22 protein-coding genes are annotated in these 22,496 nt (G+C 68.6%); 14 read left to right on the forward strand and 8 right to left on the reverse strand.

Annotated elements, in window-relative coordinates:
• Positions 1–173: 173 nt before the first annotated feature.
• From H7J89_RS05955 to H7J89_RS05965, 3 genes are all read right to left on the reverse strand, one after another.
• Positions 174–1,022, reverse strand: a complete 849-nt coding sequence (locus tag H7J89_RS05955) for a lysophospholipid acyltransferase family protein (protein WP_264037416.1) — start codon at positions 1,020–1,022, stop codon at positions 174–176.
• A complete protein-coding gene (locus H7J89_RS05960; RefSeq protein WP_264037419.1) occupies positions 1,019–1,879 on the reverse strand; it encodes a GNAT family N-acetyltransferase in 861 nt (286 codons plus the stop codon). The genes H7J89_RS05955 and H7J89_RS05960 overlap by 4 nt, the downstream gene beginning before the upstream one ends.
• Positions 1,880–2,040: 161 nt before the next feature.
• Complete coding sequence (locus H7J89_RS05965) at positions 2,041–3,687, reverse strand: GAF domain-containing sensor histidine kinase (protein ID WP_264040106.1); 1,647 nt, start codon at positions 3,685–3,687, stop codon at positions 2,041–2,043.
• 251 nt (positions 3,688–3,938) lie between these two features.
• On the opposite strand from H7J89_RS05965, the gene H7J89_RS05970 reads away from it, so the two are divergent.
• The gene (locus H7J89_RS05970; RefSeq protein WP_264037421.1) at positions 3,939–4,241 is read left to right on the forward strand and encodes a hypothetical protein; all 303 of its coding nucleotides are present in this window, start codon (positions 3,939–3,941) and stop codon (positions 4,239–4,241) included.
• 114 nt (positions 4,242–4,355) lie between these two features.
• On the opposite strand, the gene H7J89_RS05975 is transcribed toward H7J89_RS05970, so the two are convergent.
• Together H7J89_RS05975 and H7J89_RS05980 are read right to left on the reverse strand one after the other, a co-directional pair.
• A complete protein-coding gene (locus tag H7J89_RS05975) occupies positions 4,356–5,312 on the reverse strand; it encodes an electron transfer flavoprotein subunit alpha/FixB family protein (RefSeq protein WP_264037423.1) in 957 nt (318 codons plus the stop codon).
• Positions 5,313–5,351: 39 nt separating this feature from the next.
• On the reverse strand, positions 5,352–6,143 hold the full coding sequence (locus tag H7J89_RS05980; protein WP_264037425.1) for an electron transfer flavoprotein subunit beta/FixA family protein: 792 nt from the start codon (positions 6,141–6,143) through the stop codon (positions 5,352–5,354).
• A 230-nt stretch (positions 6,144–6,373) separates the two neighbouring features.
• Between H7J89_RS05980 and H7J89_RS05985 the strand changes: the two genes are divergently transcribed.
• The 5 genes from H7J89_RS05985 to H7J89_RS06005 all read left to right on the forward strand — a co-directional run bounded on the left by H7J89_RS05985 (position 6,374) and on the right by H7J89_RS06005 (position 12,436).
• Positions 6,374–7,183: a class I SAM-dependent methyltransferase gene (locus H7J89_RS05985; protein ID WP_264037427.1), complete on the forward strand. Its 810-nt coding sequence runs from the start codon at positions 6,374–6,376 to the stop codon at positions 7,181–7,183.
• A 26-nt stretch (positions 7,184–7,209) separates the two neighbouring features.
• On the forward strand, positions 7,210–8,760 hold the full coding sequence (locus tag H7J89_RS05990) for a 1,4-alpha-glucan branching protein domain-containing protein (RefSeq protein WP_264040114.1): 1,551 nt from the start codon (positions 7,210–7,212) through the stop codon (positions 8,758–8,760).
• A gap of 13 nt (positions 8,761–8,773) precedes the next feature.
• Entirely contained in the window at positions 8,774–10,018 is a 1,245-nt protein-coding gene (locus tag H7J89_RS05995) for a glycosyltransferase family 4 protein (RefSeq protein ID WP_264040120.1), read from the forward strand.
• Between the two features lie 8 nt (positions 10,019–10,026).
• Positions 10,027–11,382: a TIGR01777 family oxidoreductase gene (locus H7J89_RS06000; RefSeq protein ID WP_264037429.1), complete on the forward strand. Its 1,356-nt coding sequence runs from the start codon at positions 10,027–10,029 to the stop codon at positions 11,380–11,382.
• A gap of 118 nt (positions 11,383–11,500) precedes the next feature.
• The gene (locus H7J89_RS06005; RefSeq protein WP_264037432.1) at positions 11,501–12,436 is read left to right on the forward strand and encodes a hypothetical protein; all 936 of its coding nucleotides are present in this window, start codon (positions 11,501–11,503) and stop codon (positions 12,434–12,436) included.
• 105 nt (positions 12,437–12,541) lie between these two features.
• Here the strand turns inward: H7J89_RS06005 and H7J89_RS06010 are convergent, their stop codons facing one another.
• The 3 genes from H7J89_RS06010 to H7J89_RS06020 all read right to left on the reverse strand — a co-directional run bounded on the left by H7J89_RS06010 (position 12,542) and on the right by H7J89_RS06020 (position 14,648).
• Positions 12,542–13,219: a phosphodiesterase gene (locus H7J89_RS06010; RefSeq protein WP_264037436.1), complete on the reverse strand. Its 678-nt coding sequence runs from the start codon at positions 13,217–13,219 to the stop codon at positions 12,542–12,544.
• A gap of 91 nt (positions 13,220–13,310) precedes the next feature.
• Positions 13,311–14,036, reverse strand: a complete 726-nt coding sequence (locus tag H7J89_RS06015; protein WP_264037440.1) for an Rv1815 family serine proteinase — start codon at positions 14,034–14,036, stop codon at positions 13,311–13,313.
• A gap of 117 nt (positions 14,037–14,153) precedes the next feature.
• Positions 14,154–14,648 (reverse strand): MarR family winged helix-turn-helix transcriptional regulator, encoded by a 495-nt coding sequence (locus H7J89_RS06020; protein ID WP_264037443.1) that lies wholly within the window; start codon positions 14,646–14,648, stop codon positions 14,154–14,156.
• A gap of 335 nt (positions 14,649–14,983) precedes the next feature.
• Here H7J89_RS06020 and H7J89_RS06025 point away from each other — a divergent pair, with 335 nt between their 5' ends.
• From H7J89_RS06025 to H7J89_RS06060, 8 genes are read left to right on the forward strand one after another with little or no spacing between them, the layout of a single operon-like run.
• Positions 14,984–16,105, forward strand: coding sequence for a polyprenyl synthetase family protein (locus tag H7J89_RS06025; RefSeq protein WP_264040128.1), 1,122 nt, complete (start codon positions 14,984–14,986; stop codon positions 16,103–16,105).
• 27 nt (positions 16,106–16,132) lie between these two features.
• Positions 16,133–17,665, forward strand: a complete 1,533-nt coding sequence (crtI, locus tag H7J89_RS06030) for a phytoene desaturase family protein (protein WP_264037449.1) — start codon at positions 16,133–16,135, stop codon at positions 17,663–17,665.
• Positions 17,662–18,618: a phytoene/squalene synthase family protein gene (locus tag H7J89_RS06035; RefSeq protein WP_264037456.1), complete on the forward strand. Its 957-nt coding sequence runs from the start codon at positions 17,662–17,664 to the stop codon at positions 18,616–18,618. Before crtI ends, H7J89_RS06035 begins: the two co-directional genes overlap by 4 nt.
• The gene (locus H7J89_RS06040; protein WP_264037465.1) at positions 18,615–18,938 is read left to right on the forward strand and encodes a lycopene cyclase domain-containing protein; all 324 of its coding nucleotides are present in this window, start codon (positions 18,615–18,617) and stop codon (positions 18,936–18,938) included. Before H7J89_RS06035 ends, H7J89_RS06040 begins: the two co-directional genes overlap by 4 nt.
• Entirely contained in the window at positions 18,935–19,246 is a 312-nt protein-coding gene (locus tag H7J89_RS06045) for a lycopene cyclase domain-containing protein (protein WP_264037474.1), read from the forward strand. The genes H7J89_RS06040 and H7J89_RS06045 overlap by 4 nt, the downstream gene beginning before the upstream one ends.
• Entirely contained in the window at positions 19,233–19,955 is a 723-nt protein-coding gene (locus H7J89_RS06050; protein ID WP_264037482.1) for a class I SAM-dependent methyltransferase, read from the forward strand. The genes H7J89_RS06045 and H7J89_RS06050 overlap by 14 nt, the downstream gene beginning before the upstream one ends.
• Positions 19,952–21,487, forward strand: coding sequence for an FAD-dependent oxidoreductase (locus tag H7J89_RS06055; RefSeq protein WP_264037491.1), 1,536 nt, complete (start codon positions 19,952–19,954; stop codon positions 21,485–21,487). Before H7J89_RS06050 ends, H7J89_RS06055 begins: the two co-directional genes overlap by 4 nt.
• On the forward strand, positions 21,484–22,494 hold the full coding sequence (locus tag H7J89_RS06060; protein ID WP_264037498.1) for a DUF5914 domain-containing protein: 1,011 nt from the start codon (positions 21,484–21,486) through the stop codon (positions 22,492–22,494). Before H7J89_RS06055 ends, H7J89_RS06060 begins: the two co-directional genes overlap by 4 nt.
• The last annotated feature ends 2 nt before the right edge of the window (positions 22,495–22,496 follow it).

Here is a 22,496-nt window from a genome sequence, read left to right on the forward strand (position 1 = left end):
GTATTCGGTCGGTGGCGATCGCAAGCGCGGCGCAGCCGGGCGCTGCGGGTCGCCACTATTCGGTCGGTGGCGATCGCAAGCGCGGCGCAGCCGGGCGCTGCGGGTCGCCACTATTCGGTCGGTGGCGATCGCAAGCGCGGCGCAGCCGGGCGCTGCGGGTCGCCACTATTCGGTTAGGAGGCCACCAGCATTGGACCGTGACCAGCGCGGCGGGTTGCTCCGGCGCCCACCACCGACTGGCAGCGGCTGGCCAGCGCTCGCCTATCGGTCCCCGGGAGCTGCAGCGATTCGACGTGCACCCGCGCCGATGTGCGCCGCACGGCGAGCAATCTGCGGATGGACCGCCCCAGTGTCTCGTCGCCGACGAAGGCCGGCACGGTCGAGACGCTGCCGTCGACGTGGTGGTAGGTCAGCCGAAGTGGCTGCACCGGACGGCCGGCGTCGATCGCTGCCTGGAACATCGCCGGGTAGAACGCCCCACGGTCGCGCCCACACCAAGTGGTGCCCTCCGGAAAGCACACGACCGTCTGGCCGTCGTGCAGCCGGCGGGCGACGGTGTCCACCACCGCGGGCAACCGCCGCAAACTGGACCGCTCGATCGGGATGATCTTCAGGATGCGGGCGACCGTGCCCGTGGCGGGCCCGGTGAACATATCGGCCCGGGCGACGAAAGAACCCGGCAGCACCGACCCGATGGCGAAGACGTCGAGCCAGGACATGTGCGGGCTGACCACCAAGACCCCGCGCAGGTTGCGTATCGGGCTGCCGGTGACCGTGATCCGGATTCCGAAACAGCGCAACACCATCCGGCAATAGATGCGCTGCACGCGGGTCCGGCCCGGCAGCGGCATCGCCAGCAGCACCACCCCCGGCGCCAGCAGCAGCGCCAGCATGACGCGAAGCGTCACCCGCAGCGCCACCAACAGCGGCGGCGACGCGACCACCTCGCCGAGGCTCACACAACCGGCGTCACACGATGCGCGCGGTAACCAGGAGTGCCCGGTGCGAGCGGGAGCGTTCATCGGTCGCCGCCCGCGAGCTGCGTGGCCGCCGACACCGAGCGCAGCCGCTTCAGATATCGGGTATCGGCCCGCCGCTTGTCCAGCAGGACGCAGAAGTCGCCCACCCCGAAGTCGGGGTCGTGCGCGGGCTCGCCGCACACCTGGGCGCCCAGCCGCAGGTACCCGCGCATCAGCGCCGGGACCGACGGCCGTGTGGGGGCCGGGATTTCGTCGAGGGCCGTCCCGTCGATGATCACCGGCCGGTGCGGACGCACCCGGTACTGTGCCGGGGCGGCGTGCCGGCTCAGGATGAAGTCGCGGACGCCGCGTAGCTGACGGCCCGGCACGCGGTTTTCCGGGTCGTCGGAATCTCCGCCGATGGGCACCGACACGCAGCCGGTCACGTAGTCGTAGCCGTAGCGGTCCAGGTAGGCCAGGATGCCCGCCCACATCAGCAGCACGACGGCGCCGTTGCGGTGGCCCTCGCGCACCACCGCGCGCCCCATCTCCACCAGCGAAGGCCTGAGCGGGTCGAAAGCACGGATGTCGAATTCGGTCGCGGTGTAGAGCCCCCCGGCCGCGATCGCACCCGCCGGCGCCAGCATGCGGTAACAACCAACCAGTTCGCCGGTGTCGTCGTCGCGGACCAGCAGGTGGTCGCAGTGCTCGTCGAACCTGTCAACGTCGCGTGGCTGGAAGTGGTTTGCCGGCAGTGCGAAGCCGGGCGTACTGGTGAACACGTCGTACCGGAGCCGCTGCGCGGCCTCGATCATGCTGGCGTCGGTGGACAGCAGGAGCGAGTATCGCGGCCCGGCTGGCGAGCCCGCCGCCGGGCTTTCCGGCTTTTCGCTGGGTATGAGGACAGAAGCAACGCTCATGACACACAACGTGGCCGAGCCGATGAGCTAGTCGGCATCGGGGCTGTGACATGTCGGTGCACGTCAGATGACGAACTGTGGCGAAAACCGGGGCAAGGAAACAGCTGTTCAACGGCTGGGAAAACAATTGGCTAGCCGGCCATCACCGACCGCATACGGGGTCAGTGATTCTGCAGTGGCGCGCTCCAGCGCACCCGGGTGCCGCCCCCGGCCGGATTGGTGATCGCGCAATCGCCGCCGAGGTCTTTGGCGCGGCGAGTGATTTCGTCCAGACCGCGGGACTGCCGATCCAGGGCGGCGCCCCGCCCGTCGTCGGTGATCTCGATGAGCAGCTCATCGGTGACGCTGACCTCGACGGCGATGGTCGCGGCGCACGAATGCCGCACCGCATTGCCGAGCGCTTCGCAGACGACGGCTTCGGCATGTTCGGCGAGTTCGTCGCTGACCGCGGTCATCGTCCCAGCCATGCGCAGCGTCGTTCCCTCGTTGTCATCGTCGGTGAGGCGCGCGAACGCGTCCTGAACGCGCTCGGCAAGACTGCGCCGCCGCGCCGGTGGGTGCTGCAGATCGAAGACCGTGCGCCGGATGTCGCCGATGACGGCCTGCAACTCGTCCACCGATTGGGTCACCCGCACCGCGAGTTGCGGTGAGCGGAGGCGCGCGACGACGCCCTGCAGTTCCATGCCGACGGCGAAGACGCGGCTGATCACCTGGTCGTGCAGATCGCGGGCGATGCGTTCCCGGTCGACCAACACGTTCAGATCCCTCGAGTTGCGTCGTTCGGTGGCCAGCGTGAGGGCGATCGCGGCATGATCGCCGAAGTCGCGAACGAGGTCGAGATGCTCTTCGTCGAAGGGTTGCGCGTCGGTGTTGCGGGCGACCACGATCACGCCCAGCGTCTGCTGGTCGGATCGAAGCGGCACCAAGATCGCGGGTCGCTCGCCGACATCGGTGAACGCCGGGATGGGACGGCGGAACGTCTCGGTGAGCAGGGGGCGGCCGGACCGGAACACCTCGCCGGTGGTGGATCCTCGTACTGGAACCTCTTGTCCCACAACCTCATTGGCGTGCAAGCCGACCGCTGCGGACACCACCAAGCGGTCTACATCCTCGCTGGATTGATCCGGGTCGGCCGGCACCAGGACGATCGCCTGCTCGGCATCCGTCAGCTCCGCCGCCCATTCGGCGATCAGTTGCAGCGGCGGCGTATCCGGGTGCGACTCCGAGAGCAGGGCGGTGCTGATCTCGCGACTCGCGTCGGTCCACCGGGCGCCCGCACGGACCCGGTCGAACAGCCGGGCGTTGTCGATGGCCACCGATGCCGCCGATGCGAGCGCCCGCACCGTGACCTCGTCGGCCTCGCTGAAGGCACGCCCGGGCCGATCGTCGGTGACATACAGGCTGCCGAACACCGCGCCGCGGATGATCACGGGCATTCCCAGGAAGGCGCCCATCGGTGGGTGGTGCTCGGGGAATCCAACGGCGGCCGGATGGTCGGACAGCTGCGCCAGGCGCAGCGGCTCGGTGCGGTCGCGCAGGGCGCCGAGCACCCCTTTGCCTACCGGCAGATGCCCGACCAACCCCACCGTGTCGGGATCCATGCCGCTGTGCACGAAGGACGCCAGGGTCCCCTCCGAACTCCACACCCCGATGGCTCCGTAACGGGCGCCGGTCATTCCTATCGCGGCGGCCAAGATGCGGTGCAACACCGCGTCGAGTTCGAGATCGGAGCCGATCTCGATGGCTACTTGCAGCAGCTGTCCCATCTGCTGACGCTCAGCGACCAGCTCGTCGAGTTGCTCGTGCATCCGGCTCAGATACTCGGGGCTACGCAACCCGAAAGCCGATTTACCCTCGTCTACGCGCATCTTCCGACCTCTCCCAGACGGGTGCCCGGCTGCCGGGGAGCTAAGTCGAAGCCCCCGACTGAAAATGTTTGCTGGGCTGGCCAATTCACCATGGGGGCGGGCGTTGCTTCGCCGGTAGAAGCAACTCTAGCAGCCCAAAACTCGAAAGTTTTGATGTTGCTAAGCGTTACGAATATCCGTAACATGTCGTTATGGCCGCGCGCCGCTTGCAGTGTTGGGAGTGCGGCACGGCTTTTTACGGCCGCGCCGACGCACGCTTTTGCAGTGGGGCCTGCCGGCAGAAGTCCCACCGCGCCGGCGCCCGGCGCCGTGCCGCCGAGCAGACGGTGACCGCGCCGGGCTTCGGCGACGCCGTCGCGCGGGCGCGGGAGGGCCGCGAGTCGGCCCGCGCGGCCCGCGAACGCGCGCGGGTCACGCGCGAAGCTTCGGCGGCCGCCGCGGCGAGCCGGGCGGGCGCCGGCGCTCCACGGCCGATTGACAACCGCCCTATCTGACGGTGTGCGCAATCGCGCTGCGGCGCATCGACGCAATGCTGGCCGGCGCGCCAGTCCCCCCAATACGCAAGAGCCCCCGGCACGTTGGTGTCGGGGGCTCTTCGGCTAAGCGACTCAGCCCTTGCGCGCCTTGATGGCGTCGGTCAGCTGCGGGGCGACCTTGAACAGGTCGCCCACCACGCCGTAGTCGGCGATCTCGAAGATGGGCGCCTCTTCGTCCTTGTTGACCGCGACGATGGTCTTGGACGTCTGCATGCCAGCGCGGTGCTGGATGGCTCCCGAGATGCCCAGCGCGATGTAGAGCTGCGGCGACACCGTCTTGCCGGTCTGGCCGACCTGGAACTGGCCCGGGTAGTAACCGGAGTCGACCGCGGCGCGCGACGCGCCGACGGCGCCACCCAGCGAGTCGGCCAGGGCCTCGACCACGCTGAAGTTCTCCGCGCTGCCGACCCCGCGACCACCGGAGACCACGATGGTGGCCTCGGTGAGCTCCGGCCGGTCACCGGCGACCGCCGGTTCGCGGGCCGTGATCTTGGTGGCGTTCTCGGCGGGCGCGGGCACCTCGACGGTCACCTGCTCGCCGGCGCCGGCCTGCGGCTCGGCGTCGATGGCGCCACCGCGCACCGTGATGACCGGGGTGTCGCCGTTGGCCTGCGACTCGACGGTGAACGCCCCACCGAAGATGGAGTGCACCGCCTTGTTGCCTTCCTGGACGCCGACCACGTCGACCAGCAGGCCGGATCCGATCCGGGCGGCGAGGCGGCCCGCGATCTCCTTGCCGTCCGCGTTGGCGGACAGCAGGACGGCGGCGGGCGCGTTCGACTCGGCCAGCGCGGCGAGCACGTCGACCACCGGCGTGATCAGGTAGTTCTCGGCGTCGTCGGACTCGGCGACGTAGATCTTGGCGGCACCCGCCTCCTTCAACCCGTCCACCAGCGGCGCGGCCGTTCCGGGCTTGCCGACGACGACGGCGGCCGGATCGCCCAGTGCGCGGGCGGCGGTGATCAATTCGGAGGTGACTTTCTTCAGTGCGCCTTCGGCGTGCTCAACGAGCACCAAAACTTCAGCCATGGTTTCTTCGCTCTTCTCGTCTGTGGGATGGGTGCTCGTCTAGATGATCTTCTGGCCAACCAGGTACTGGGAGATCTGGCTTCCGCCCTCACCCTCGTCGGTGACCTTCTCACCCGCGGTCTTCGGCGGCTTCGGCGTCGACGACAGCACCGTCGACCCGGCGTTCTGAAGCCCGACCTCGTCGCTTTCGACGCCGATCTCGGCGAGGGTCAGCACCGTGACCTCTTTCTTCTTGGCGGCCATGATGCCCTTGAAGGACGGGAAGCGCGGCTCGTTGATCTTCTCGGTCACGCTCACCACCGCGGGCAACGACGCCTCGAGCGTGAACACGCCGTCGTCGGTCTCGCGTTCGCCGGTGATCTTGCCGCCCTCGATGGACAGCTTGCGCAGGTGGGTCAGCTGCGGCAGGCCCAGGTACTCGGCGATGATGGCCGGCACAGCGCCGCCGGAGCCGTCGGTCGATTCGTTACCGGCGATGACGAGCTCGGTGCCCTCGATGGTGCCCAGGGCGCGCGCCAGCGCCCATGCGGTTTGCACTACGCAGGAACCGCGCATGCCGTCGTCCTTGAGGTGGACGGCCTTATCGGCGCCCATCGACAGCGCCTTGCGGATCGCCTCGGTGGCGCGTTCGGGGCCCGCCGTCAGCACGGTCACCGAACCGTCGCCGCCCTCCCGCTCGCGGATCTGCAAGGCCTCTTCGACGGCGCGCTCATTGATCTCGTCCAGCACCGCGTCGGCAGCCTCGCGGTCCAGCGTGTAATCGCCGTCGTTCAGCTTGCGCTCCGACCAGGTGTCTGGGACCTGCTTGATCAGGACCACGATGTTCGTCATGAGTGTGGTTCGTCCTCCTATTGAAGGAGCCTCGCAGCATTCGACCACGAGACTTTCAGTACGCGTTTAGCAGCGCACGGTCGTGTTACTACTCGGTAACTTTGTGCAGCCTGCATTCACACCATAGCGGGTCGTACTGCACGTTCTTGCGGCGTGTCTGCCCTCGGCGGCCCGGGGGCGCCCGGTTCGCGGTTCGCGAATCCGACACTTCGCGTTAGCCTGCCTATGCGATGAGCGCAACCGTCCCCGACGTCCCCCGAAGCAGCCCCGGTGATCCCCCGCCGTCGGCTGACTCCGTGCTGACGTTGACGGGCGAGCGCACCATCCCGGATCTGGACGTCGAAAACTACTGGTTTCGCCGCCATCAGGTGGTTTACCAGCGGTTGGCCGGGCGCTGCGCGGGCCGCGAGGTGCTCGAGGCGGGCTGCGGCGAGGGCTACGGCGCCGATCTGATCGCGGACGTCGCTCGCCGGGTGGTTGCCGTGGATTACGACGAGGCCGCGGTGGCACACGTGCGCGCGCGCTACCCGCGGGTAGAGGCGATGCGGGCGAACCTGGCCGAGCTGCCACTGCCCGACGCGTCGGTGGATATTGTGGTCAACTTCCAAGTCATCGAGCACCTGTGGGATCAAGCACAATTCGTGACGGAGTGCGTGCGGGTGCTGCGGCGCGGCGGGTTGCTGATGGTGTCCACACCCAACCGGATCACCTTCTCCCCCGGCCGCGACACCCCGATCAACCCGTTCCACACCCGCGAACTCAACGCCGGCGAGCTGACCGAGTTGCTGGTCGATGCGGGCTTCCGCGAGGTTTCGGTCAGCGGGGTGTTCCATGGTCCGCGGCTGCGGGAGCTGGACGCCCGCCACGGCGGCTCGATCATCGAGGCGCAGATCGGCCTCGCGATGGCCGGCGCACCCTGGCCGGCCGAGCTGGCCGCCGACGTCGCCGCGGTGACGTGTGACGACTTCGAGATACTGGAAAGCGGCTGCCGTGACATCGACGACAGCCTGGATCTGATCGCAATTGCGGTAGCGCCGTGAGTAATTCGCACGACCGGGTGCCCGGCATGTTCACCCTGGTCCTGCACACCCACCTGCCGTGGCTGGCACATCATGGGCGCTGGCCGGTCGGCGAGGAGTGGCTCTACCAATCCTGGGCGGCGTCCTACCTGCCGCTGATGCGGGTGCTGACCACGCTGGCCGACGAGGACCGCCAGGGGTTGGTCACGCTCGGCGTCACTCCGGTGGTCAACGCGCAGCTCGACGACCCGTACTGCCTCGATGGCATGCAGCACTGGCTGGCCAACTGGCGGCTGCGAGCGGCCGAGGCCGCCAGCGTGCGGTCCGCTCCCCGTTCGAAGTCCGCCGGCTTCGCGTCATGCACGCCGGAAGCGTTGCGCGACTTGGGTATTCGCGAATGCGCCGAGGCGGATCGGGCGTTGGACGAATTTGCCACCCACTGGCGGCACGGCGGTAGTCCACTGTTGCGGGGCCTGATCGACGCGGGCACCGTGGAGTTGCTCGGCGGCCCGCTGGCCCACCCGTTCCAACCGCTGCTCGCGCCGCGGCTACGCGAGTTCGCCCTGCGCGAGGGGCTGGCCGATCCCCAGCAGCGGATGGCGCATCGCCCGCGCGGAATCTGGGCGCCCGAATGTGCCTACGCGCCCGGCCTCGAGCACGACTACGCCGCCGCGGCCGTCACGCACTTCATGGTCGACGGCCCTTCGCTGCACGGCGATACCGCGCTGGGCCGGCCGGTCGGCGACACCGACGTGGTCGCGTTCGGGCGCGACCTGCAGGTCAGCTATCGGGTGTGGTCACCGAAATCGGGCTACCCGGGGCACGCCGCCTACCGCGACTTCCACACCTACGACCACCTCACCGGGCTCAAGCCGGCGCGGGTGACCGGCCGCAACGTGCCGTCGGAGGCCAAGGCGCCCTACGATCCCGAGCGCGCCGACCATGCGGTCGACAGCCATGTCGCCGACTTCGTCGACGTGGTCCGCAACCGGCTGACGAGCGAATCCGAGCGGATCGGGCGGCCCGCCCACGTGGTCGCCGCCTTCGACACCGAACTGTTCGGCCACTGGTGGTACGAGGGCCCCACCTGGCTGCAGCGGGTGCTGCGCGAACTGCCCGCCGCCGGTGTGCGGGTGGGAACGTTGGACGACGCCATCGCGGACGGATTCGTTGGGCGCGCGGTGCAATTGCCACCCGGTTCGTGGGGTTCGGGCAAGGACTGGCAGGTGTGGGCCGGCGACAAGGTGGCCGATCTCGTCCAGCTCAACAACGAGGTGGTCGACATGGCGCTCAGCACCGTCGACAAGGCGCTGTCGCAGCGGGCGTCGCTGGACGGGCCGCTCCCGCGCGACCACGTCGCCGACCAGATCCTGCGCGAGACCCTGCTCACCGTCTCCAGCGACTGGCCGTTCATGGTGAGCAAGGACTCGGCCGCCGACTACGCGCGCTACCGCGCCCACCTGCACGCCCACGCCACCCGCGAGATCGCGGGCGCGCTGGCGTCCGGCCGGCGCGACGCCGCCGGGCGACTTGCGGACGGATGGAACCGCGCCGATGGACTTTTCGGCGCACTGGACGCGCGAAGGCTGCCCCGATGAGCCGGGCGACACCGTGAAAATCCTGATGGTGTCGTGGGAGTACCCGCCGGTGGTGATCGGCGGGCTCGGCAGGCACGTGCATCACCTGTCGACCGCGCTGGCCGCAGCCGGCCACGAGGTCGTCGTGCTGTCCCGCCACCCCACGGGCACCGACCCCAGCACGCACCCGTCGTCCGACGAGGTGGCCGACGGTGTCCGGGTGATCGCGGCCGCCCAGGACCCGCACGAATTCTCGTTCGGCACCGACATGATGGCGTGGACGCTGGCGATGGGCCATTCCATGATCCGCGCCGGGCTGTCGCTGAAGAAGCGGGGCACCACCCGGTCGTGGCGTCCGGACGTCGTGCACGCGCACGATTGGCTGGTGGCCCATCCCGCGATCACACTCGCCCAGTTCTACGACGTGCCAATGGTTTCCACCATTCACGCCACCGAGGCCGGACGGCATTCCGGCTGGATATCCGGCGCCATCAGTCGTCAGGTGCACGCCCTGGAGTCGTGGCTGGTGCGCGAATCCGATTCGCTGATCACGTGTTCGGCGTCAATGGGCGACGAGATCACCGAACTGTTCGGTCCCGGCCTGGCCGGAATCACGGTCATCCGCAACGGTATCGACGCCGCGCGCTGGCCGTTCGCCGAGCGGCGAGCGCGCACCGGACCCGCCGAACTGCTCTACCTCGGGCGGCTGGAGTACGAGAAGGGCGTGCACGACGTCATCGCCGCCCTGCCGCGGATCAGGCGCACCCATCCCGGGACCACATTGACCATCGCCGGGGAGGGCACCCAGCAGGATTGGCTGGTCGAGCAGGCCCGAAAGCACCGCGTGCTCAAGGCAACTCGGTTCGCGGGGCACCTCGACCACGCCGAGCTGCTCGCGGTGCTGCATCGGGCCGACGTCGCGGTGCTGCCCAGCCACTACGAGCCGTTCGGGATCGTCGCGCTGGAGGCCGCCGCCGCGGGCACTCCGCTCGTGACGTCGAACATCGGCGGCCTGGGCGAGGCGGTGATCAACGGCCGGACCGGGGTGTCTTGTGCGCCCCGCGACATCACCGGGCTGGCCTCGGCCGTGCGGATCGTGCTCGACGATCCGGCTGCCGCTCAGCGCCGCGCCCGCGCCGCCCGGGAGCGACTCACCTCCGACTTCGACTGGAAGACGGTGGCCGGCGAGACCGCGCAGGTGTATCTGGCGGCCAAGCGCGCCGAACGGCAGCCGCTGGCGCGCATGCCCATCATCGAGAACCCCCTGCCGAACCGCTAACCTGCAGTATGGGGTTGGAATATTCGAGCGTGGTCGACGCGCCGATCGCCGACGTCTTCGCCTGGCACGCGCGCCCTGGCGCGTTCGCCCGGCTCTCGCCGCCGTGGCAGCCGATGCGACTGGTCACCGAGGCCTCGTCACTGAAGGACGGTCGGGCGACGCTGGCGCTACCGGGTGGCCTGCGCTGGGTGGCCGTCCACCAGGCGGGGGGCTACGACCCGCCGCGGCGCTTCGTCGACGCGATCGGTGGCGACGGCCTGGCCGCGCTGCCGGCACGAATGGCGGTGCGCTGGCAGCACACCCACGACTTCGAAGACGTCGGCGACGGCCGCACCAGGGTCATCGACCGGGTCGACACGCCGGTGCCCGGGTCGTTGCTGCGCCCCATGTTCGTCTACCGGCACCGTCAGCTGGCCGACGATCTGGCCGCGCACCGGCTGGCCGCCGAGAACGGGCTGGCACCTGCGACGGTCGCGATCACCGGTGCGTCGGGGTTGGTGGGGTCGGCGTTGACGGCGTTTCTGAGCACCGGCGGCCATCGTGTCGTCCGGTTGGTTCGCCACGCCCCGCGGACCGACGGCGAGCGGCAGTGGAATCCCGACCACCCCGACCCGGGACTGTTCGATCAGGTTGACGCGGTCATCCATCTGGCGGGCGCCTCGATCGCCGGCCGGTTCACCGAGAAGCATCGACAGGCCATCCGCGACAGCAGGATTGGCCCGACGCGCCGGCTGGCTGAAGCTGTGGGCCGCGGCCCAAGGCGGCCGGCCGTGTTCATCTCGGCGTCGGCGATCGGGTACTACGGATACGACCGCGGTGATGACATCCTGACCGAGGACAGCGACCGCGGCGAGGGCTTCCTGGCCGATGTCGTGGCGGATTGGGAGGCGGCGACCGCACCCGCGGCACAGGCCGGGATGCGGGTGGTGCAGGTGCGCACCGGCATCGTGCAATCCCCACGCGGCGGCACGCTGAAGCTGATGCGTCCATTGTTCAGCGCCGGACTGGGTGGCCGGCTCGGCGACGGCAGCCAATGGCTCTCGTGGATCGGGATCGACGACCTGGTCGACATCTACCACCGCGCCCTATGGGACGAAGCGCTGGCGGGACCCGTGAACGCGGTTGCCCCTCAACCGGTTCGCAACAGCGAATACACCGCCACCCTGGCTCACGTCGTGCACCGGCCCGCGGTGTTGCCGGTGCCGGCGCTAGGGCCTCGGTTGTTGCTCGGCGAGCAGGGCGCCCGCGAGCTCGCGTGCGCAAATCAGCGAGTGGCCCCGCAAAAGCTGACCGCCGCCGGGCACCGGTTTCGCCAGCCAGACCTCGACCAGGCCCTGCGTCACCTGCTCGGGCGCGGCGGCTGAGGACAAGACCTACCGCATCTGGGCCTGATCAAGCCCGATCCGCGCGACTAAATGATTCAATTTCTTAATGATCTCCGGTGCGCTGGTCCGGCGCGCCCTTCGCACCAGCGCGGCCGCAATGTGCATCGTCGCGGTGGCCGCCGTGCTGCTTGCCCCGCGCCAGGCCCGAGCCGAATCCACGGAAGCGGACAGCACGACCGACGTCGCATGCGCAACCGAGACCCGGCCGGTTCCGACCACATGGTATTTCCCGAGCACGCCGCCGCTGGGATTGGTCTGGCTGCAGCACGGCTTCGTCGAGGGCGCGAAGGTCTGGTCCGCCTTCGCCGCCGAGGTTGCCACCAGCGGCTACCTCGTGATGGCCACCAAGCTGTCCACCGTCAACCCCTTCGGCTGCACGGTGGAGCACCTCATTGACAACACCGGCTTCCTGAACAACATCGCCGATGTCCTTGCCCACAAAGACGATCCGAATGGCGCGTTGGCGTCGTCCTTCGCGATGGCGGCCGCCAAGGCCGGCCGATCTGTCACGCCGCTACCCGAGAAGTTGGTATTCGTGGGGCATTCGGCAGGGGCCGAGGCCGTCGAATACGTCGCCGAGCGCCTGCACACGGCCTACCCGGACACCTTCGCCCAGATGCGCGGCATCGTCAGCGAAGACGGCGTGAAGTCGTTCCTCGGTTCCAATACCGACCAAGCGCTGGCTGGTCTGGCAGGCACCACGCTGCCTATCTACGCCACGGCGTCGCCCCATCTGCTGTGCAACTTTTTCCAGCTCGGTACGAAGGCGATCGAACGGTTTCTGTCGGACCGGACATTTCATGGGGTGAAGATCGTCACCGGCGCGCACGGCGACGCGCTCGGCCCGTCGTCGCCGGCTTACGAAAACCTGGTGTGTGGCCGTCAGAAGCCGGGCAATGTCGCGGCGGTATGGGGCCTGACGCGGGGCTGGATCGCCGATATGTTCGCGGGCACACTGACACCCGATTTCTACCCGGGCGGAAGCTATTACACCGAACTCTTGACGGACGGCACCATCAGCACGCTGCAGTGACGGGTCCGGGCACGGGCCGGGCCGTAAGCCGCCCAGCGGATGCGTCACGCACGACCGCGTCGACGAACGGCCTCGAATCCGGGACCGCGCTCTGCGCGCCGGCCCCTAGTTCGCGTCTCGGCCGTGACGGCTCCGCCGATAAGCCCGGGCCCGCAGATCGGCGAGCCACCGCGGGTGCAGGCTCACGCCGGGTGGAGTGTTGATGACGGGGTCGAACGATACGTCCCCCGCCCGTTCGGGGTCGATGACGCCCGTCAGCGTGAGCCGGCCCAGCGGGGTGAAATCGCCTGTACCACAAGCCTGATCGAGTGACACCTCGATCTTGTCATGGCCGAGCCGCTTGCGGACGCTGTCCAGCGACAAGCCGGGGCCGTCGATCTCGCTCACGATCCGGGCCCTGAGCCACCAGTTGTCTCCCTGATAGTGCAGCGGCATCAGGGTGGTCAGAGTCTGACCGCTCCAGGAGAAGGCCGGCCGCAGTGTCAGCGCCCGGGAAAGCACCCCCGAGCCCGAGGAGACGACCAGTATGTCCCACAGCCCGGGAGCCTGCGACGGCGTTGACCGGAAGGCCAGGCCGATGAAGTCCGGCAGGGCGCCCGGGGTGCCGCTGGCTTTGGACAGCCGCGCGACGATCTCGGACGACGAAATGGGCAGCCCCTGGCCCGAGGGCGCGAGACGTTCGAGGAAACCTTCCGCCAGCACCCCGATGGGATGGAACAACCGTTTTCCCCGGATAGCGGAGCCCCACTGGAAGGGCGCCGCGACAAGATCGGAAACGTTCACCGGCGGCGGGTTCCCGTTTCCCGGCGAAGGAAACGCGGCGAGGTTCCGCTCGCGGCGTTGCCTCTGGCCCAGCCTCAATGGGCCAAGGCGGTCACGCGGCGAGCCGACGTCCGATCATGCGCGCTTCACCGGGCGGTTGTTGCTGCTGATTCTGTGAGCGGCCGTCGATGTAGACCTGCTGCATGACCGCCTGCCACGACTCCATCTCGGGCACCGATCCCCACACTCCCTCGAACAGGCCCACGATCACCGCCGAGTTGTCGTCCGTCAGCGCATAAACGGGACCGCCGAAGTCGCGGCTGTCCACGGTTACGTCGGCAATGATGAAGCGGCCGCCGCTGACGGAGCTGATCGATCCGCACCACTGGCCGCCCGCTCGGCGGTACTGGCACACCGGCAGCCCGGGTTGCGCGCGCAGGCCGGGCGATGACTTCAGTTGCCGGCCGGTCGGCAGCACGTCCGAGGGCGTCACGTACGCGCCAAGCGCAATGACTTCGTATTCGACGGGGAGCATCGCGCCGTTCGCCGCCGTGTCGTCGGCGGTCTGGCGGCGCGCGAGCGCCACCGTTCCCACCGGGTTTCCGTCCCGGTCGGTAACCTCCGACACTCCGCGCTCGCATTGGCCGCTGGTCACCGCGACCCGCAACCGGGGCTCCACCAGACCGACCATGCACACCGTGTCACCTTGCCGAATCTCCATACCGGGAAACACCGTGACGGCCGGATCGGCGCTCGCCGGGCTGGGGGATCCGGCGACCATCACCGCAAATACGAACGCGAACGCCAGGCGACCGCACCGGCAGCTGACCGCTTCCATTGGGCCGCACCACCCCTCACGCAAGTCCGAGCGATTTTGCCGGACACGCTAGTGAGCCCTGGGTACCCGCCGGCAAAGCCGTCAAACCGGCAAAAAGCCAGCTCGGACGTCCCCCGATCAAGGCCGAGGCCCGCTTGCGTCGGCCTGGAATCGCTGCATCGCGTGGATCATCGCGCCGAGCACCCGATGGGCGGCCATCAAGTCGGCATCGGGCAGCTCCGCCAGGGCGACACGGGTGAGGGCGCCCAGCGGACCGAAGAAGGACCTGGCGGTGGCCAGGCCGGTTTCGCCATGACGCAGGACGACCTTTCGACGATCGTCTGGGTGTGAATCGCGACGGATGTGACCCGAATCGATCAACCGATCGACGAGGTAGGTGATGGCCGAACCGGACAGTCCCATCCGCTGGCTGAGATCACCCGAGGTCATCGGGCGCCCGGCGCCTTCTGCCACCATGACATACATCAACGCACGGAAGTCATTGGGCCGCAGACGATGTGACATCGCGAACTGCCGACCGATCTGGTCGGATTCGGCTGATATCTGTCGCAGATCGGCAGAGATCAGCGACTCCAGCGCATCGCGGCTCCCGCGCTGCCCGTCAGCTTCCATAACAATGTGAGCATATCCCTGAACCGCCATACAGTTCAGTTCGTTAATGGTTAATTGACTGAAATGATCCTCGGTGACGACCTCGCCAGGGAGCGAGAACGGTTCACGACAACGCCGCTCCCGACTGGCGGTCGTACACGAGTTTCAGTAAGTTAATGTTTCAGTAATTGAACGTGATGGGTAGGATCGTCCGAGGTTGAGAAGGGGCCCATCGGAGCGTCCGCAGGGTTGACGTGAGGCCGGATTAACGCTCCGAGCAGCGGTGATGACCGTCTGTGTTTGGGCCTATCTAACCTGGGAATGCCAAGCCGTCCAGGAGGGAGCGTGTGGCCGAGATGGGTGCTTTGTCGCTATCACCCGCCACCGAGTCACCGGCAATCGAGTCGGAATGGCCGGGCACTGAGCACGTCAACGAATGGCGCTCGCACGTGCGGCACGGCGTTCTCGCCTGCCTCGCCGACTTCATCGCGCCCCGACGCTCTCAGTTGAACGACACGCGCATCGATGCCGCCGACGACATCCTGATGGCATTCGCCTCGGGCGGGAAGTGCGTGCGGTCGACCTTCGTGTACCTGGGATGGCTCTGCGGTGCCGCGCCGTGCGAGGCGGCGTTGCGGGCGGCCGCCAGTTTCGAGCTGCTCCACGTGTTTGCCCTGCTGCAGGACGATGTCATGGACGGTTCGACCGAACGGCGCGGGCGGCCCTCGGCACACGTTCAATTCGCCCAATGGCACCGCGAGCGTGGATTATCCGGCTCGGCGCGGCGCTTCGGTGAATCGGCCGCCATCCTGCTGGGTGACCTCTGCCTGATCTGGTCCGAGCAGATGCTGCGTGAAAGCGGTGTCGAACCCGGGCGTTTGCAGCGGGCGTGGCCCCGCTACGACACGATGCGCACCGAGCTGGCGGTTGGTCAGTTCGGTGACCTGGCGAGCGATGTCCGGCACATGCCTTCGCTGGAGGCCGTACTCGACGTGGCGCGGCGCAAGTCGGGCAACTACACCGTGCGACGGCCACTGGAGATCGGCGCGGCGATGTCCGGGTGCGACGATCGAACCATGACACGACTGGGCCGGTACGGCGCCGCCATCGGGGAAGCGTTCCAGCTTCGTGACGACGTCCTCGGCGTCTTCGGCTCGCCGGCGACCACGGGGAAGCCGTGTTCCGGAGATCTGCTGGAACGCAAGGCAACTAGCGTCGTGGTGACCGCACACCAGCTGGCCGATCCGGCGACCCGCGCCGAAATGAACGAATTGATGAACGGCCAGGCCCTCGACGACGACGCGCTCGACCGGTGGAAGGCGTTGATCGTCAAGACCGGGGCCGTCGCGATGATCGAGGAGATGATCAGCGACCGGGTCGCGTCGGCGCGCGAACACCTTGGCGACACGCCGATCGAGGAGCCCGTCCGTGCCGCGCTGGACGAAATGGCGGCCGCCTGTACGGATCGCGCCGAATGAGTTCCACAAGTTTGGGAGCATGCTGATATGCGGACCATCGAAGGACGCAGCGAGCACGTGGTGGTGATCGGCGCCGGCCTGGCGGGCCTGTCCGCCGCGTTGCACCTGGCCGGGCGGGGGCGGGCGGTCACGGTGGTCGAGCGCGAGCCGTGGCCGGGCGGCCGTGCCGGCCGGCTCGACATCGACGGCTACCGCATCGACACCGGGCCGACGGTGCTCACGATGCCGGACATCATCGATGAGACGTTGGCGGCCGTGGGCCGCAGCCGGTCGGGCCGGCTGGAGCTGCTGCCGCTTGATCCGGCCTACCGGGCGGTGTTCGCCGACGGCAGCGCGCTTGACGTGCACACCGATCCCGACCGGATGGCAACCGCCATCGAAGAGTTCGCTGGCTTCGGGCAGGCAGCGGGCTACCGGAGGCTGCGCGAGTGGCTGAAGCGGTTGTACCGGATCGAATTCGACGGGTTCATCGCCGCCAATTTCGATTCCCCGCTGTCGTTGCTCACGCCGCAGTTGGCGCGGCTGGCCGCGATCGGCGGGTTCCGCAAATGGGATCGCGTGGTCAGGCGCCACCTCAGCGACCCCCGGCTGCAGCGGGTCTTCACGTTTCAATCGCTGTACGCCGGCGTGGCGCCGCGCAACGCTCTGGCCGTCTACGCGGTCATCGCCTACATGGACACCGTCGCGGGCGTGTTCTTTCCGCGTGGCGGCGTTCGCGCGCTCCCCGACGCCCTGGCCGCGGCGGCCGCCGAGGCCGGGGTCGAGTTCCGTTACAACGCGACGGTGACCGGGCTCGACCGCGTCGGAGGACGGGTCAGCGCCGTGCGTACGGATCGCCTGGACCCCATCGCCTGCGACGCGGTGGTGCTGACCACCGAACTGCCGAAGACCTACGAATTGTTGGGCCGCACACCGCGTCGGCCCGTGCGGCTGCGGCACGCGCCCTCGGCGGTCGTGGCTCACCTGGGCTGCCGCCGCGTCGCGTCGGACACGGCGCATCACACCATCCTGTTCGGTGACTCCTGGGATCAGACGTTCACCGACATCATCCGCGACGGACGGCTGATGCAAGATCCGTCGCTCCTGGTCACCCGCCCCACCGCGACCGATCCGACGCTGGCCCCCGACGGGCGCGACCTGCTGTACGTGCTCGCCCCGGCACCGAACCTGGATCGCGGGAACATCGACTGGGGCAGCGTCGGCGATCTCTACGTCCACGACCTCATCGACGATGTGGCGGCGCGATTGTTGCCCGGGTTACCCGACGATGCAACGGTATTGGACGTCGTCACACCCGCCGACTGGGCACGGCAGGGCATGGCCGCGGGCAGCCCCTTCGCGCTGGCCCACACCTTCGGGCAGACCGGTCCGTTCCGGCCGGCCAACATGGTGCGCGGCGTCGAGAACGCGGTGCTCGCCGGGTCATCGACCGTGCCCGGTGTCGGTGTTCCCACCACACTGATCTCGGGCCGGCTCGCCGCCGACCGCATCACCGGCCCGAATGCCGGCCGGGCCGACCGGACGGCGACACACCACGACATGGGAGCCGGGCTGACATGATCCGCAGCGAATTGGACGCGGCCGGAATCGATGATCCGGGCCTGCGCGCAGGGTATCGGCGCTGCCGCGAGCTCAACGCCGCGCACGGGCGCACCTTCTTCTTGGCCACCCGGCTGCTGGCGCCCGACCAACGGCCGGCGGTGCACGCCCTTTACGGTTTCGCGCGCTACGCCGACGACATCCTCGACGACCTGGATCCCCAGCTGCGCACCGACATCCGCGCCCAACGACTCCAGCAACTGGCCGATCAGTTCTTTGCGGGCGGAGACCACTTGGACAATCCCGTACTCGCCGCGGTGACCCACACGGCGCGCCGGTACCGGATCGGCACCGAGTTGTTCGGCGACTTCCTGGCGTCGATGCGGATGGATCTCACGGTCACCGACTATCCGGACCGTGAGGCGCTCAACCTCTACATGCGCGGTTCCGCCGAAGCCATTGGGCTGCAAGTACTTCCCGTGCTGGGGACGGTGGTGCCGGTCGAAGAGGCCGCGCCCTATGCCGCCGCGCTGGGCCGGGCATTCCAGCTCACCAACTTCCTTCGCGACATCGACGAAGACCTGCTGCGGCAACGGGTCTACCTGCCGGCCGACGAACTCGCCGCCCATGGCGTCGACCGCGAGCTGTTGACCTGGTGTCACGAACACCGCCGCACCGATCCGCGGGTCAAGGAGGCGCTGGCGGCACAACACGAGATCACCCGGGAGACTTACCGTTTCGCCGCTCCCGGCATCGCCATGCTCAGCCCCCGCTCGCAACCGTGCGTCGCGGCCGCGGCAGCGCTGTACTCGGAAATCCTGGACCGTATCGAAGAAAGCGACTTTGCGGTGTTCAATCACCGGGCGACGGTCGGCAGGGCTCGACGCCTGCAGGTCGCCGGCATCGGGCTGATACGGTCGTGGCGGGCGCGCAATGGTTCGCCCGGTTTTTCGGATCGCCCGGGGGCCGCATGACCGATCGTTGGCAATATCTGTTGGTCCTGGCCGCATGCCTGGCGATCACCGCGCCCCTGGAGATGTTCGGTCCCGGCGTCTACCGGCAGTGGCGGCGGCTTGTGAGAGCGGTGTGGCCCGTGGCCGCGGTATTCCTGCTCTGGGACGAGATCGCCATCGCCGCGCACGTGTGGACCTACGACGGCGCCTACATCACCGGCCTGAACATCCCGTTCCATGTGCCGATCGAAGAGGTGCTGTTCTTCATCGTCATCCCGATTTGCGCGCTGCTCACGTACAACGCCGTCAGCACCATTCTGGAAAGGGTCAACCGCCGATGACGGCAGTGGGCTACACCGTTCCGGCCGTGGCGGCCGTATTGGCCGTGATCGCACTGGAATTGGCGGTGCTGCGCACGGGGCTCTTCCGGCGCCCGGCCTACTGGCTGTCGATGCTGATCATTCTCGGGTTCCAGGTCCCGGTCGACGGCTGGCTGACCAAGCTCAGCTCCCCCATCGTCAGCTACGACGCTCGACACATCACCGGCCTGCGTTTCCCGTTCGACATCCCGGTCGAGGATTTCTTGTTCGGCTTCGCGCTGGCCACCGCCGTGCTGCTGGGATGGGAACGCCAACGTGCGCGTCGATGAGGCGGGTCCCACCCCCGACCAGTTGTCGGCCGCCTTCGATGCGGGAGCCACTGCCTATGACCGACTGGTCGGCGCCAGCCCCGGTTACCACGACCAACTGCTGCTCTCTGCCCGCCGCATGCGAATCCGCGACCGCGGCAAGGGCTTACGGCTGCTCGACGTCGGGTGCGGCACCGGCGCCTCGACGGCCGCGCTGCTCGCCGTGGCACCTGAGGCAGATATCATCGCCGTCGATGCTTCGCGGGGCATGCTCCACGCGGCGGAAGCCAAGGACTGGCCCCCGTCGGTGCGGTTCGTGCACACCCCCGTCGAGCAGCTGGCAGAGCACGGCATCACCGGACCGTTCGACGGCATCCTGGCCGCCTACCTGATTCGCAACCTCGCCGACCGGGACGGCCAATTGCGCAAACTCCGGACGCTGCTGCGACCCGGCGCCACCCTGGCGGTGCACGAATACTCGGTGCGCGACTCCGCGGCGGCCACCCGAATCTGGCACGCCGTGTGCTGGGGCATCATCATTCCCGCCGGGTGGTGGCGCACCCGGGACACGGCGCTGTACCGCTACCTGTGGCGCAGCGTGCTGGAGTTCGACGGCGCAGCACGATTCCGTGCCCGCCTCGCCGATGCGGGCTTCACCGCGGTGCACAGCGAAACGATGCCCGGCTGGGAGGCCAACATCGTGCACACCTTCCTCGCGGATGCGCCATGACGGCCATCGGAACCGATCGACGACGCGAAACACTGCCCGCGACAACCGGATTGCCGGATGCGAGTGCGCTGGACTCACAACCCCGGGTGGTCGTCGTGGGCGGCGGCATCGCGGGCCTGACCGCCGCCACCGGGCTGGCCGAACGCGGCGTCGCCGTCGAGGTGATCGAGCGCGAACACTACCTCGGCGGCCGGGTGGGCGGCTGGACGGAGCAGCACGACGGCACCGGCCTCGCGATGAATCGCGGCTTCCATGCGTTCTTCCGGCAGTATTACAACCTGCGGTCCCTGCTTGGGCGCATCGATCCGCAGTTGCGGATGCTCACACCCGTCGCCGACTATCCGCTGATCGACGGGGCGGGCCGGCGCGACACCTTCCGGGGGCTGCCGCGGACCCCGCCGTGGAACGCGGTGGCCTTCGCGGCGCGCAGCCCGACCTTTCGCCTCCGCGACTTCCTGCAGATCGACGCTCGCGCGGCCGCGCCCCTGGCGGCGGTCTCGGTGCCGGGAATCTATGAGCGCCTCGACCACTTCGACGCCGCGACGTTCCTGAAAAGCATCCGATTCCCGGAGGCGGCAAGGCATCTGGCTTTCGAGGTGTTTTCCCGCAGCTTCTTCGCCGACCCCTCGAAGCTTTCCGCGGCCGAGTTGGCGACCATGTTCCACATCTACTTCCTCGGGTCGTCCGAGGGCCTGATCTTCGACGTCCCCACGTCGAACTACGACCGCGCGCTCTGGGAGCCGCTGCGACGCTACCTCGAGGCGCGGGGCGTGCGCTTCCGGTTCGGCAGTGGCGCCTCGCACATCGACACGGGGCCGTCGAAAACGTTCCGGGTGCACACCGATTCGGGCGACCACGTGGAGGCGGATGGCGTGGTGCTCGCCACCGACGTGGCCGGTCTGCAGCACATCGTCGCGGCATCGACCGGCCTGGCCACCGACGACTGGCGCGCACAGATCGCACAGCTGCGCACCGCACCGCCGTTCGCCGTGTATCGGTTGTGGCTCGATCGGCCCGTCACCGCCCGACGTCCGGCCTTCCTGGGCACGGCCGGCCACGAACCACTGGACAACATCAGCGTGTTGGAGCGCTACGAACTTCAGGCAGCCGAATGGTCACGCGCTCGCCATGGATCCGTCGTCGAATTGCACTCCTACGCCCTGGACGCCGAGCCGTCGCGCGCCGCCATGCTGCGCCAACTGCACAAGATCTATCCGGAAACCGCGGCGGCGCAAATCGTTTGCGAGCGGATGCTGCAGCGCGACGATTGCCCGCTGTTTTCGCCCGGATCCTATGCGCACCGTCCCCCTGTGGTCACGCCGCAGCCCGGTCTGCTGTTGGCCGGCGACGCCGTCCGGATCGACTTGCCCGTCGCACTCATGGAGCGCGCCGCGACCACGGGGTGGTGCGCTGCGAACCATTTGCTGGGAAGATGGGGGCTGGCCGGTCACCCGTTGGTCACGGTGCCTACCCGTGGCCGGTCACCCCTGTTGCGATGGCTCGCCAGCCGCGAAGGACCTGCCCAACGATGAATATTCGTGAACAGCTGCAACATCTTTTGCCGGCCACTCGAGCCAAAGACTGGCCGTTGCAGGTGATTCCGCGTACGCCGTGGGCCGAGCAACGCCCGACCTATCGGGACGCACAACCGGCCATCATCGACGGCGCACTGGAGCGCGCTATGAAAAGGCCCACCGGGAACTGGTTCGCGTTCGCGGGCAGCGCCGACGTGCGTCCGGGGCGGCCGTTCGGCGCCCGGGTCGCCGGAGTCGACGTCGTCGCCTGGCGCGACGAGGCACGTCGGCTTTGTGTCGGGCCGCGCAGTTGCCCGCATCTGGGGGCCGATCTGGCCACCGGGACCGTGCACGGCGGCACACTGATCTGCCGATGGCACGGCCTGGCCCTGGACGGCCGCGCGGGTGAATTCGGCTGGAGCCCCTTGCCCAGCCACGACGACGGCACCCTGGTTTGGGTGCGGCTCGACGGCGTGGGTGGGGAGACCCCGTTGGAGGAGCCGGTGATCCCGGCCCGGCCGGACGGTGACACCCTGGCCGCCGTCGCCCACATGGTGGGCGTGTGCGAGCCCGCCGACATCATCGCCAATCGGCTTGACCCCTGGCACGGCGCATGGTTCCACCCGTACTCGTTCGCCCGCCTCGAAGTGCTCACCACGCCAACCGAACACATCGATCGCTTCTTGGTGGCGGTGACATTCCGGATGGGACGGCTGGGCGTTCCCGTTGTCGCGGAGTTCAGCTGCCCCGAGGCGCGCACCATCGTGATGCGCATCGTCGACGGCGAGGGGACCGGCAGCACCGTGGAAACCCACGCCACACCGGTCGGTTCAGGCCCCGACGGGCGGCCACGAACCGCCGTGCTGGAAGCCACCATCGCGCATTCGGACCGCCCCGGGTTCAAGCGGGCGTCTCGGGGCGCGCCGCTGATCACACCGCTCATGCGCTTCGCGGCCGGCAGACTCTGGCGCGACGATCTGGCCTACGCCGAGCGCCGCTACCAGGTGCGTGCCGGCCTCGGCTGACG

Origin of the sequence: Mycobacterium paraffinicum (assembly GCF_025822865.1) — a bacterium.
Lineage (GTDB): Bacteria > Actinomycetota > Actinomycetes > Mycobacteriales > Mycobacteriaceae > Mycobacterium > Mycobacterium paraffinicum.

Excerpts from the sequence above, each read along its gene's own strand:
- H7J89_RS06015 (WP_264037440.1), bottom strand. The coding sequence starts at position 14,036 with ATGGAAGCGGTCAGCTGCCGGTGCGGTCGCCTGGCGTTCGCGTTCGTA.
- H7J89_RS06025 (WP_264040128.1), top strand. The coding sequence starts at position 14,984 with ATGGGTGCTTTGTCGCTATCACCCGCCACCGAGTCACCGGCAATCGAG.
- H7J89_RS06005 (WP_264037432.1), top strand. The coding sequence starts at position 11,501 with ATGTGCATCGTCGCGGTGGCCGCCGTGCTGCTTGCCCCGCGCCAGGCC.
- H7J89_RS06040 (WP_264037465.1), top strand. The coding sequence starts at position 18,615 with ATGACCGATCGTTGGCAATATCTGTTGGTCCTGGCCGCATGCCTGGCG.
- H7J89_RS05980 (WP_264037425.1), bottom strand. The coding sequence starts at position 6,143 with ATGACGAACATCGTGGTCCTGATCAAGCAGGTCCCAGACACCTGGTCG.
- H7J89_RS06055 (WP_264037491.1), top strand. The coding sequence starts at position 19,952 with ATGACGGCCATCGGAACCGATCGACGACGCGAAACACTGCCCGCGACA.
- H7J89_RS06000 (WP_264037429.1), top strand. The coding sequence starts at position 10,027 with ATGGGGTTGGAATATTCGAGCGTGGTCGACGCGCCGATCGCCGACGTC.
- H7J89_RS06020 (WP_264037443.1), bottom strand. The coding sequence starts at position 14,648 with ATGGAAGCTGACGGGCAGCGCGGGAGCCGCGATGCGCTGGAGTCGCTG.
- H7J89_RS05955 (WP_264037416.1), bottom strand. The coding sequence starts at position 1,022 with ATGAACGCTCCCGCTCGCACCGGGCACTCCTGGTTACCGCGCGCATCG.
- H7J89_RS06045 (WP_264037474.1), top strand. The coding sequence starts at position 18,935 with ATGACGGCAGTGGGCTACACCGTTCCGGCCGTGGCGGCCGTATTGGCC.
- H7J89_RS06035 (WP_264037456.1), top strand. The coding sequence starts at position 17,662 with ATGATCCGCAGCGAATTGGACGCGGCCGGAATCGATGATCCGGGCCTG.
- H7J89_RS06060 (WP_264037498.1), top strand. The coding sequence starts at position 21,484 with ATGAATATTCGTGAACAGCTGCAACATCTTTTGCCGGCCACTCGAGCC.
- H7J89_RS05960 (WP_264037419.1), bottom strand. The coding sequence starts at position 1,879 with ATGAGCGTTGCTTCTGTCCTCATACCCAGCGAAAAGCCGGAAAGCCCG.
- H7J89_RS05970 (WP_264037421.1), top strand. The coding sequence starts at position 3,939 with ATGGCCGCGCGCCGCTTGCAGTGTTGGGAGTGCGGCACGGCTTTTTAC.
- H7J89_RS05990 (WP_264040114.1), top strand. The coding sequence starts at position 7,210 with ATGTTCACCCTGGTCCTGCACACCCACCTGCCGTGGCTGGCACATCAT.
- H7J89_RS05975 (WP_264037423.1), bottom strand. The coding sequence starts at position 5,312 with ATGGCTGAAGTTTTGGTGCTCGTTGAGCACGCCGAAGGCGCACTGAAG.
- H7J89_RS05965 (WP_264040106.1), bottom strand. The coding sequence starts at position 3,687 with ATGCACGAGCAACTCGACGAGCTGGTCGCTGAGCGTCAGCAGATGGGA.
- crtI (WP_264037449.1), top strand. The coding sequence starts at position 16,133 with ATGCGGACCATCGAAGGACGCAGCGAGCACGTGGTGGTGATCGGCGCC.
- H7J89_RS05985 (WP_264037427.1), top strand. The coding sequence starts at position 6,374 with ATGAGCGCAACCGTCCCCGACGTCCCCCGAAGCAGCCCCGGTGATCCC.